Origin of the sequence: Caballeronia sp. AZ10_KS36, assembly GCF_023631105.1 — a bacterium.
Lineage (GTDB): Bacteria > Pseudomonadota > Gammaproteobacteria > Burkholderiales > Burkholderiaceae > Caballeronia.
Genome location: NZ_JALQDQ010000032.1, coordinates 1 through 10,673, shown reverse-complemented (window position 1 = coordinate 10,673; position 10,673 = coordinate 1). Strand labels below are relative to the sequence as shown.

General features: G+C 63.4%; 12 protein-coding genes and 1 pseudogene. 11 read left to right on the top strand and 2 right to left on the bottom strand.

Features of this window, described 5'->3' with window-relative positions; all coding sequences use genetic code 11:
* The 4 genes and pseudogenes from NCR35_RS19695 to NCR35_RS19680 form a co-directional block, all read left to right on the top strand.
* Positions 1-214, top strand: a pseudogene (locus NCR35_RS19695) (hypothetical protein); the annotation flags it as partial.
* A gap of 43 nt (positions 215-257) precedes the next feature.
* A complete protein-coding gene (locus tag NCR35_RS19690) occupies positions 258-845 on the top strand; it encodes a hypothetical protein (protein WP_250535766.1) in 588 nt (195 codons plus the stop codon).
* Between the two features lie 2 nt (positions 846-847).
* Positions 848-1,360 carry a hypothetical protein gene (locus tag NCR35_RS19685; protein WP_250535765.1) on the top strand — a complete coding sequence of 171 codons (513 nt, stop codon included), beginning with the start codon at positions 848-850 and terminating at the stop codon, positions 1,358-1,360.
* Between the two features lie 13 nt (positions 1,361-1,373).
* The gene (locus NCR35_RS19680) at positions 1,374-1,772 is read left to right on the top strand and encodes an RT0821/Lpp0805 family surface protein (protein ID WP_250535764.1); all 399 of its coding nucleotides are present in this window, start codon (positions 1,374-1,376) and stop codon (positions 1,770-1,772) included.
* Between the two features lie 19 nt (positions 1,773-1,791).
* Here NCR35_RS19680 and NCR35_RS19675 read toward each other — a convergent pair whose 3' ends face one another.
* The gene (locus NCR35_RS19675; protein ID WP_250535769.1) at positions 1,792-2,712 is read right to left on the bottom strand and encodes a hypothetical protein; all 921 of its coding nucleotides are present in this window, start codon (positions 2,710-2,712) and stop codon (positions 1,792-1,794) included.
* 299 nt (positions 2,713-3,011) lie between these two features.
* Here NCR35_RS19675 and NCR35_RS19670 point away from each other — a divergent pair, with 299 nt between their 5' ends.
* The 4 genes from NCR35_RS19670 (at position 3,012) to NCR35_RS19655 (ending at position 6,224) form a co-directional block, all read left to right on the top strand.
* The gene (locus NCR35_RS19670) at positions 3,012-3,224 is read left to right on the top strand and encodes a DUF2964 family protein (RefSeq protein ID WP_250535763.1); all 213 of its coding nucleotides are present in this window, start codon (positions 3,012-3,014) and stop codon (positions 3,222-3,224) included.
* Between the two features lie 99 nt (positions 3,225-3,323).
* Positions 3,324-3,581 (top strand): RNA recognition motif domain-containing protein, encoded by a 258-nt coding sequence (locus tag NCR35_RS19665; protein ID WP_250535762.1) that lies wholly within the window; start codon positions 3,324-3,326, stop codon positions 3,579-3,581.
* Positions 3,582-3,650: 69 nt separating this feature from the next.
* Positions 3,651-4,469, top strand: coding sequence for a polyphosphate kinase 2 (gene ppk2, locus NCR35_RS19660; RefSeq protein WP_250535768.1), 819 nt, complete (start codon positions 3,651-3,653; stop codon positions 4,467-4,469).
* Positions 4,470-4,517: 48 nt separating this feature from the next.
* Positions 4,518-6,224, top strand: a complete 1,707-nt coding sequence (locus NCR35_RS19655; protein ID WP_250535761.1) for a SulP family inorganic anion transporter — start codon at positions 4,518-4,520, stop codon at positions 6,222-6,224.
* Between the two features lie 119 nt (positions 6,225-6,343).
* Here NCR35_RS19655 and NCR35_RS19650 read toward each other — a convergent pair whose 3' ends face one another.
* Complete coding sequence (locus tag NCR35_RS19650) at positions 6,344-6,934, bottom strand: BPSL1445 family SYLF domain-containing lipoprotein (protein WP_244851101.1); 591 nt, start codon at positions 6,932-6,934, stop codon at positions 6,344-6,346.
* Between the two features lie 421 nt (positions 6,935-7,355).
* Between NCR35_RS19650 and NCR35_RS19645 the strand changes: the two genes are divergently transcribed.
* The 3 genes from NCR35_RS19645 (at position 7,356) to NCR35_RS19635 (ending at position 10,436) form a co-directional block, all read left to right on the top strand.
* The gene (locus NCR35_RS19645) at positions 7,356-8,456 is read left to right on the top strand and encodes an AI-2E family transporter (protein ID WP_250535760.1); all 1,101 of its coding nucleotides are present in this window, start codon (positions 7,356-7,358) and stop codon (positions 8,454-8,456) included.
* A 249-nt stretch (positions 8,457-8,705) separates the two neighbouring features.
* Entirely contained in the window at positions 8,706-9,539 is an 834-nt protein-coding gene (locus NCR35_RS19640) for a class II glutamine amidotransferase (protein ID WP_250535767.1), read from the top strand.
* Between the two features lie 336 nt (positions 9,540-9,875).
* Positions 9,876-10,436: a hypothetical protein gene (locus tag NCR35_RS19635; RefSeq protein WP_250535759.1), complete on the top strand. Its 561-nt coding sequence runs from the start codon at positions 9,876-9,878 to the stop codon at positions 10,434-10,436.
* Positions 10,437-10,673 lie beyond the last annotated feature (237 nt).

Below are 10,673 nucleotides of genomic sequence, written 5' to 3'. Positions count from 1 at the left end.
GGCTGGCGGCGCGGTGATCGGCGCGATCGCGGGCGATGCGGGCAAGGGCGCGGCCATCGGCGCGACCGCCGGCACGATGGCGGGCGGCGTGAGGGCCCGGCAGAACCGGCGCGCGCAGCAGGCCAACGCGCAAGCGCAAAGCCAGGGCGCGATGGACACCTATAACCGCGCATGGGCCGCATGCATGCAGGGACGCGGCTATTCGATCCAATAGCGTTCGCGAGCTTTCTTGCGTCCATTGAATGAGGAGTGTCGAAATGAAGCGTGTGAGTCTGGTCGTCATCTCGTGCCTTGTGCTTTTCGCAACAGCATTCGCAGCCGAGCCGCAAACCGACGCGACCATTACGCGGGACGCGAACGGCGCTACCGTGCAAGGCGTGTCGAAAGTGACGGCAACGATTGTCGGCATCGACCCGGCAACGCGCACCGTCACGCTCAAGACAGCGGCCGGCAAGGTCATGGAACTGGAAGTGACGAACGAGGCGCGCAATTTCGACCAGCTTGCGGTTGGAGATCTCGTGACCGCGCAGTATCGTGAATCGCTGACGCTGAGTCTCGTCGACAAGAAGACCTCGCCATCGGCGTCCGAGAAAGCGACGGCCGAGCGTGCGCCCGTAGGCGCGAAGCCGGGCGGGGAAATTGGCCGGGAAGTCACGATCATCGCCGACGTCGCGGCAGTGGACCGGCATGCGAAAACCGTCACGCTACGCGGGCCGCGAGGCAATACACTCGACCTGCATGTGGAGGACCCGGAACGGCTCAAGCGCGTGAAGAAAGGAGATCAGGTCAAAGCTGTCTATACCGAGGCACTCGCGATATCCGTCGAACCGGCCGCGAAGAAATAGCCATGCAAGAACGCATTGCAGTTGCGTTATCACGAGGCGCATGCATCGCCGTGCTTGCGCTCGCAGGCTGTGCCCAGCCGGAGCAGCATGTCGAGCCGGGCATGGATCAGCAGGCTATCGTCGCGCGGCTCGGGACGCCGAAGGAAACGTATGACTTGCCAGGCGGCGGCAAGCGGCTCATGTGGCCCACGCAGCCGATGGGCAGCACCACCACTGCGGTCGATGTCGATGCATCGGGCAAGGTCGTCAGTGTCCGGCAAGTGCTTCAGGAAAACGAGTTCTACCGCGCGGAAGTGGGCATTTGGACGCGCGATGATGTGTTGAAGAACTTCGGCCGCCCGTTCGAGACGGCGCATTACAAACGGATGAGTCGCGACGTGTGGTCGTATCGCTACATGGAGAACAACATCGATCATATGCTGTTCCACTTCTATTTCGACGAGCAGGGCGTGTTGCGCCAGACGCAGAAGCAGCCCGACCCGAAGTACGATCCTAGCCAACGCAACGTGTTATGAAGGACACCGAATCATGATCCGGCTTCCGCGCCGTTGCGCATACGATCTCGCCAAATGCGGCGTCGTGGCGACGCTTTCGGTGTCGTGCGCCTGCGCGTTCGCCAACAATCTGAACTTTCTGCGCGACACGCCGATCAGCTACATGAAGCCCGCTGACCGCCAGGCGCTCAACCGCGCCGCCCAGCATGCGCTCGACACGCAGAAGGACGGCGAAGCGGTTCCCTGGAACAACGAAGGCACGGGCAATCCGGTTCACATCGAAGGCACCGTCACGCCGCGCGACACCAGGCAAAGCGGCGGCGAAACGTGCCGCAGCGTGACCCTCGTTGCGGTCGCGAAGGGGCAGACACAGAAGTGGACACCGGTCGCCTGCAAGAAGGCAAGCGGCGAATGGCGCATCAAGAAGCGGTGATGGCAGCGCCCGCGATACGCTAGAAGCTCACAGCGAACCCGAAGGACACGCCATGCACGTTGTGTCCGAAGACATAACGGACCATGGCGCGCGTGCGCGTGATGACGATCGGGTACTTGCTGCTGTCGAGTTCCAGCCCCACGCCGAGCGAGGTGAGGTCGTTGAAGCCGAGCGCGCCTGCGCTGTCGCCGAAGTAATGCGAGTACGCGGTTTCGAGCACGTAGCGCAGCGGCCTGTCGAGCGCGCTCAATCCGGTCGGCGCGCGCCAGCGGGCCCACAGGCTGAATTGCTGCGCGGTCGCGGAGCCCTGCACGGCATCGGACGAGGAGCCGAAGCTGCGTAGATAGATATCGGTCGCGCGCAGTTCCACGTCGACTTCGTAATGCTCGCGATAGTGCTCGAGATCGAGCATCAGCGATCCGCCGACGCCATAGGCATTGAGCACGCCGTCTTCGAGGAACTGCAGGTTCGCATCGGCCACATGGTTGAAGACGGTCTGCGCGATGCGCAGGTCGCTTGCCACGCGGCCCACCATGCCGTTCACGATGGGCCGGAAGCGCAGTTCGTCGGTAATGGGGAAGTCCCAGCCGATGCCCACCGTCGTGCTCGCCGTGTTCCATTTGGTCGGCACGGGACGTTCCTGATTGCCGTCCGTCGCGATGAAGGTCGGATCATAGCGGCTATAGGCGACCGTGCCTTCGAGATAGAGAGGAAACGACCTGCTGAGGGTAAAGCCGCCGCCGAATTGCGTCTGACCGAATCCCGGGTTGCCGGTCGTGCCGCTATTGATGGAGAGCGAACTGGTGGTCACGTCGGGCACGGCCGTGTACGACATGATGGCGAGCACTGCATCCGCGTACTGCTTGACGTTGGCGCCGACGAACGTGCGGCCCGGCGTCTGCGGTGGCGCGTTCTGAGCCTCTGCGTGATCCATCGGCATCGAGAGGACGAGCGAGAGCAACGAAGCCACGAATCCATGCAATCGGCCGTGCTTGAGAATCGCGTTCGGCATGTTCGGCCTCTGTTGAGATGCACGGCTGTTCAAGTCGTACCTGCATCCTTTCGCGCCGCGCGCGGCGCTCGCAGGACCTGCGCAGTGGCTCCATTTCAGTGGCAATACGCTAGCAATTTAGTCCAACGCGCCGAACGCGCCAAGCGGATTGCAGCAAGTGTGTCCACAGGACCACTCAGAATTTCCTAAACTGAAGTATCCGATGCATGGCAACCGCGGAGGCATGGATGAGACGAACCGAGCTTCGAAGCGTGTGTGCCGCAATCGGCGTTTTCATCTGGCTGGGCGGACTGTATGCCACGATTCATGGTCTTCTTTATGACACCACGTCCGAATTTCGCTATGGCATGTTGGCGCTCGCCATCGGCATCGTCATATTCGTGAGCGCGCTCAATCCGCTCACGCAGCGCAAATCGAAGACGCGGGACGAACACGGTTGATTCGTTAAGCACATCACACAGCGGGCGCGCCACATAACCAGGCACGCGGCTCGTCGAACTCATTTGGCTCTAACCGGTGCATCAAGGGAGGACATCGCGATGAGTGATCTCTGGCTAGGCAATGTGGAACCGACCACGACGGACGATGAAATCCGCGAGTTTCTTTGCAGGTACGGCTTTCCTGCCTTCGATGCGATCGAGCGCGTTCCCGGCACCGGCGAACGTCCCGCCGCGGTCGTGAGCTTCCATTCGCTCGAGCCGCACATGTTGCGCACGCTGCAACCGCGCGTCCACAACATGTTCTGGAAGGACCGCACGCTCGTGGTGCAGGTCATGCCCGAGCGCAACGAAACGTGAAGCGCGTGCGTCGCTTCGAACGAGCGCCGCGCTTGAGTGCAGAGCGAGAACCAATGGGGAGCCAACGCGATGGAAGACAAGGTTGCCGGGGAATCCGAAGGCGCGCGCACGGGAAATCGTCTGAGCGGGAAGCAGTATGAGAAGGAACTCGCGCGCCTGCACGTAGAGCTCGTGAGGTTGCAGCAGTGGACGGTGCATACCGGCGCGAAAATCTGCGTGGTGTTCGAGGGACGCGACGGCGCGGGCAAGGGCGGGACCATCAAGGCACTCACGGAGCGCGTGAGCCCGCGTATCTTTCGCGTGATCGCGCTGCCCGCGCCCACGGAGCGCGAGAAAACGCAGATGTACTTTCAGCGGTATATCCCGCATCTGCCGGCTGCAGGCGAAATCGCGCTATTCGACCGCAGCTGGTACAACCGCGCGGGGGTGGAGCGCGTGATGGGCTTCTGCACGCCCGAGCAATTGCAGACCTTCCTCAAGGGCGTGCCGCTCGTCGAGCGCGCGATCATCGACTCGGGAGTGATTCTGCTGAAGTACTGGCTCGAAGTGAGCGAAGAAGAGCAGACCCGCCGCCTCGAAGCGCGCATTCACGATGAGCGTAAGATCTGGAAGCTCTCGCCGATGGACCTGCGCTCCTATAGCCGCTGGTACGACTATTCGCGTGCGCGCGACGACATGTTCGCCGCCACCGATACCGACGATGCACCGTGGTACGTGGTGCGTTCGGACGACAAGCGGCGCGCGCGGCTCAATCTGATCAGTCACCTGCTCGAGAACATTCCGTACACCGCGCTTTCCCGCGAGAAAGTGAAGCTGCCGAAAAGGCAGAAGCCGGAGGGTTATCGCCAGAGCAATCATCCGCTCAGGTACGTGCCCGAGCGGTTCTGAAGCCCGTTTCCGTCGACGCCGCACCGCCCGCTCACCGAGGGAGTCGCCATGCCGGAACGCGCATCCGCCGCTCGCGCCAGCCGCGCCGGGGTGATCCCCGAGTGGCTGTCGCACTACGACAGGCAGTGGGCGCATGCGGACGTGATCGCGGGCGCGACGGCTGCGGCTGTCGTCATTCCGAAGGCGCTCGCTTACGCGACGATCGCAGGCTTGCCCGTGCAAGTGGGACTCTATACAGCGTGCGTGCCGATGCTCATCTATGCGCTCACGGGCGCGTCGCGCGTGCTGAGCGTGAGCACGACCACCACGCTCGCCATCCTTGCGGGCGATACGCTCGGCATGATGGCGAATGCAGGCGATCCGCAGATGCTCGCGACCCTGAACGCCACGCTGACCGCTCTCGTCGGCGGCATGCTCCTGGCGGCGGCCGTGTTGCGGATGGGCTTCGTCGCGGACTTCATTTCAGAGCCGGTGCTCGTGGGATTCAAGGCAGGCGTGGCCATCGTGATCGTCGTGGATCAGTTGCCGAAGCTATTCGGGATTCATTTCCCGAAGGAATCGTTCTTTCACAACGTGGCGTCGTTGATCGGCGGCCTGCCGCACGCTTCGCCGGTCACGATGGCGCTCGCGTTCATCAGCATCGCCGGGTTGGTCGCGTTAGAGCGATTCGCGCCGCGCGCGCCGGCGCCGCTCATCGTCGTGGCGGCGGCGATCGCGGCCGTCGCCGTTTTCGGCTTGCGCTCGCATGGCGTGGAGACCGTGGGCGCGGTTCCCGCCGGACTGCCTTCGTGGGTCAAGCCGGACCCGGCGCTTGCGCTCGCGCTCTGGCCGCACGCACTGGGCATTGCGCTGATGAGTTTCACCGAGAGCATCGCGGCGGGCCGCGCGTTCGCGCGCAACGACGAGCCGCCGCCGAACGCGAACCGCGAACTCTTTGCGACAGGGATTGCGAACGTCGGAAGCGCGCTCTTCGGAGGGATGGTGTCCGGAGGCGGCACGAGTCAGACTGCGGTCAACCGGCAGGCCGGCGCGCGCACGCAATGCGCGCAGATCGTCACGGCGCTGATCGCGCTCGCCGTCATGCTGATATTCGCGCCATCGATGGCGTTGATGCCGCACGCGACGCTTGCCGCAGTCGTCGTGTTCTACTCGATCGGCCTTTTCAGCGTGTCCGAATTCCGCGCAATCCTGAGAGTGCGCAAGACCGAGTTCGTCTGGGCGCTCACCGCATGCGTGGGCGTCGTGTTGCTGGGAACGCTCGCGGGCATTGTCGTCGCTATCGTGGTCTCGCTGCTGATGCTCGCGCATCAGGTGTCCAATCCGCCGCTGTACGTGCTCAAGCGCATACCCGGCACAAACGTATTCCGGCCTGCGTCGCCGAGACATCCCGACGACGAAACGTTTCCGGGCATGCTCCTGCTGCGCCCCGAAGGACGGATCTTCTTCGTCAACGCGCAGCGCGTGGCCGACAAGATCCGTCCGATCGTTCAGGAGTCCGATGCACAAATCGTCGTGCTGGATCTGAGCCGCGTTTTCGATCTCGAATACACCGCGCTCAAGATGCTCGCGGAAGCCGAACAGCGCCTGAGCGCAAACGGAACCGTGTTGTGGCTCGCGGGGCTGAATCCTAGCGTGCTCGACAGCGTGCGACGTTCGCCCCTCGGTGAGTCGTTAAGCGAGGCGCGGATGTTCTACAACCTGGAGCATGTCGTCGCGAGGTATTGTGACACCGTTGCAACGAGCGAGGCGCGTTGACCGCGTCGATTCCCCGCGCCCGTGGAACTCGATGGCGTAGCGGACCGCAATCCGGCCATGCCGCGCTTATCGTCGATGCCGGTGCTACGCGATCTCACGCCTCGCAACCCGATGCGCTCTTATTCGTCCAGTCGGCTTACTTTCGTACCCTGGAGCGAAGCATCGGCCATCAGGCCGGCGTTCGTCAGTACGATCGCATTCACCGGCTTGGTGGCGGTGGTCGTATCGATCTTGCCGTTCGCGCCCATCTTGAGAAGCGCCACCGATGCATCCGCTCCCGCCGACCACCCTTTGGAATTGCGGAAGCTATCGAGCGCGTCCTGCGTCATGAACAGGAAGATGAGTGCCTTCGATTGCGCGCCCGCCTGCAGCCCGAAGGAGCCGGAAGTCGTACTGTAGTAGCCGACGGTGTGGCCGCCTACGCGAAGCGCGCCCTTGCCGTATTCCGCGCCGACGACGAGGCCGGCCTGGAGCACGGACGGAAACACGAGTACGCCACGGGCCTTGCCGACGAGCTCGCGCGACCCGGGAACGGTGGTGTAGAGCCGCTGGATCGTGCTGTCCACATCGGCGTCGATGGAGCGCCGCTGATCGGCGGCACCCGCCGCCTGCTCGGTGCCCGCGTTTCTGTTCATGGTGCAGCCATTCAGTGCGAGGCAACTGAGCGCGAGGACGGCGGAAGATGCCGTCACGAGAATTCGTCTTTGCATCATGGTTTCCACCGTTTGGCTAACGAAGCATTGAATGGAGACACGGGGGTGCAACAAAAGTTATAGCACATGGACCCGGAACCGCGACCCTCGCTTGTCCCTAGGGCGCGTTAACTTGTGCTGTGGATGCGATGCGCGCGTCGCCGTTCGTTTTTCTCCGCGATGAATTACATCGTAAGGCTTGCCATCACTGCGTTGCAGTGATTTCTTGGAGAAGTCGGACTGTCCGTCCTAGACTTGGACGGGGAACGCTTTCTCCAGCGCCTCTGCGCGTGAAACGTCCTGTCCGCGTCGTGTCATTAGTGGTCGTATGTTGTCGGCGCGGCACTGTTTGCGAGCCGGCGCGCTAATAAGTCGATGATCCCGCCAACAGTGGCCAGCCGTGCGTCACGCTCTGCGGCAAGCCGCGAGGAGGCACGAAATGCTAACGCCCGTTACCGAACGCACGCTCTCGCGCGAGCTGCTCGATGTTCTGATTCGCGCCGGTCTCATCGCCGTTCTAGCCGTCTTCTGCTTTCGCGTCTTCGTGCCGTTCCTCAACCTGATGGTCTGGGCGCTCATCCTCGCGGTCACGCTGTATCCGCTACAGGTGAGACTTCGCGGCCCTCTCGCGGGCAGAAACGGCCTCATCGCGTCGCTCATCATTCTCGTCGCGTTCGCTGTGATTCTGGTGCCGACGTACCTGCTCGGCGTCGCGATAGCGAATTCGATGGAACACGCCATGTCGGTCATCAGGAGCGGCACGCTGCAAATTCCGCCACCGGCGGAATCGGTGGCCGCGTGGCCGCTCGTGGGCCGGCACGTCTATGACTTCTGGGCGCAGGCATCCACGGATATCACCGTTCTCGCGCAAAAGTTCACGCCCCAACTCAAGCAAGCGGGTCTCGCGGTGCTCGGCACGATCACGGGTCTCGGCGCGGGACTCGTCGTGTTCTTCCTCGCTTTGATCGTCGCGGGAATCTTCATGGCTCACGGCGAGAAAGGCTATCAAAGCGCAGTGTTGATCGCATCGCGGATATCGGGACCGGAGAACGGACGACAGATCGCCGATCTGTCGACGGCGACGATCCGTGCCGTCGCGCAGGGCGTGGTCGGCATCGCGTTCATCCAGATGTTGTTGATCGGCATCGCATTCATCGTGATGGACATTCCCGGTGCCGGTCTGCTCGCGCTGGCCGTGCTGCTCATCGGCATCATGCAGCTTCCCGCGACCTTCATCACGCTGCCGGTCATCGTTTATGTGGTGCTGACTCAGGGCTTCAGCGCGGCGACGATTGCTTTCGCGGTCTATGTCTTCATAGCGGGCCTCGCCGACAACGTGCTCAAGCCCTTGCTGCTGGGCCGCGGCGTGGCGGTGCCGATGCCCGTGGTGCTGATCGGCGCGCTGGGCGGCATGGTGACGGGCGGGGTGATCGGACTCTTTATCGGCCCGGTCATGCTCGCGGTGGCTTACAAGCTCTTCTGGCGTTGGGTGAAGGACCAGCCTGAACGCGAGTCCATCGTGCAAGAGGAAAAGGTTTGACCGGAGTAGTCATCACCGCCAAGGCCGTTCACGAACGGGAGCGCATCGCTCGTGACCCTGTGCATCGGCGGCGGGCAGGGCATCGCGATTGTCTTGGCTGAAGGCGAAGCGCTGCACATATCCCGAGACGAAGGCAGCGCGCGAACAATCGGTGTATCGTCGATGCTGCCGGCGCAGCTCGAACGGATCGTCCGGCCCGCTGCGGCAGACATCGGCGGCCGACTCACGCCCCCTTCCACAGGAACGATCATGTGCCGCTGGCTCGCCTATTCGGGCAATCCGCTTCAGCTCGAAACCGTGCTCTTCAACACGAAGCATTCGCTGATCGACCAGAGCCTGCATGCCCGGCTCGGCCAGACCACCACCAACGGCGACGGCTTCGGAATCGGATGGTACGGACATCCGACCGACATTCCCTTTCGCTATCGTTGCATTCAGCCGGCGTGGAGCGATCGCAACCTGCGCGAAGCCGCGCGCGCCATCCACGCGCCGCTGTTCGTCGCGCACGTACGCGCGGCGACCGGCACGCCGTCGCAGGAAACGAACTGTCATCCGTTCCGTTACGGCCGGTGGCTCTTCGTGCATAACGGCCTCGTGCGCAACTACCCGGTGTTGCGCCGCGATCTGATGGTGGCGGTCGCGCCCGAACTGTTCCCGTCGATCGAAGGATCGACCGATTCGGAAGTGCTGTTCTTCCTCGCGTTGACGTTCGGGCTGGCGCATGCGCCTGTGACCGCGCTCGAGCGGATGGTGGCATTCGTCGAGGACACCGCGCGCCGCCATGGCGTGGCCGACCCGCTGAACATGACGGTCTGCGCGACCGACGGCGAGCAAATCGTGGCAGTCCGCTATTCGAGCGAAAGACAGTCGCGCTCGCTCTTTCACAACACGTCGTTCCGCCACTTGCACGAGTTGTATCCCGACGATCCGCGCATCGCGATGGCCGGAGAGGATGCGTTTCTGGTCGTGTCCGAGCCGCTCGCCGATCTGCCCGGATGGTGGCAGGAGATTCCGGAAAGCACCGTGGTCGTCGCGCAAGGCGGCGAAGTCGAGCAGTTTCCGTTCGAGCCGCAGGCGGCTTGAGTCGTGGTTGCGGACGCGCGGTTTAACGTCTGATCACTGAGCGGCGCGGGCGTAATTGTCGGGCTTTCCTTCCGCATTCGCACTGGTTGCATTCGATTGAAGCGGCCCGCCCCAAGCAGGATCACCAGACGTATTCGACATAACTGCGTTCGACTTGATCGGCGGCGCGCTCGTGCTGTTGATCGCATTGCGGCCCAGTTCGACTCCGGCCTCGCGTTTCGTCGCGCCGACCGCCAGCCCGCGCGAATCCGCATGATGACTGGCGCCACGCGCCTCGCATCTCATGGGCACGCGCCATGCTCCCTGCCTCAGCCTCAACATCTAAAGCGAAGCGGCATGAACATCGTCTGTGTGGCTTGGGGGTCGTTGCTATGGAACCTCAAAGGGTTCCCCATCGACGGGCAATGGCGCGAGGGCGGTCCACTGCTTCCGCTGGAGTTCGCGCGCCATTCGGACGGCGAGATCGTGAGCCTCGTCGTCCTCGAATCCGGACCTGTGCAACCCACGTTCTGGGCGCGCGTCGCTGTCGACTCGCTCGACGCCGCGCGTGAAGCGTTACGCGCGCGCGAGGATGTACGCGCCAATGTGGTCGATTGGATCGGGAGCATTCCCGCGCCTCACGGCATGACGTATCCGCAGTCGCATGCCATCGCGTCATGGCTCGAACGCAACGGCGCGGACGCCGTGGTCTGGACCGCGCTGCCGCCCAAATCGCGCGAGCGCAACGGCCGCATGCCGAGTGTCGATGAAGCGGTGACCTATCTGCAATCGCTCGGCGAAGAAGAACGCGACCGCGCCGAAGCCTATGTCCGGCAATCGCCCGCCGGCATTCGGACGCCGTTTCGCGAGCGCTTCGAGGACGTGTTCGGCTGGACGCCGACAAGCGCCGATAGCTGAAGCGCGCGAGAATGGCTCACCGCCGCGCCTTCATCGACCGATGCCGCTCAATCCCGATTCCCCTCTGACCCGCCTCATGCTCGCGCCGGTCCGCTCGGGCCACGTCGTCTGGATCGGCCTGGGGGGGGGGGGGGGGGGCCCCCGCCAGGTACTTGGGGCGGGGCCCCCCACCCCACAAAAAGGGGGCGCATGGGCTAAATAAACACCCCCCCCCCGCCACCCGCCACAAAACCTGCT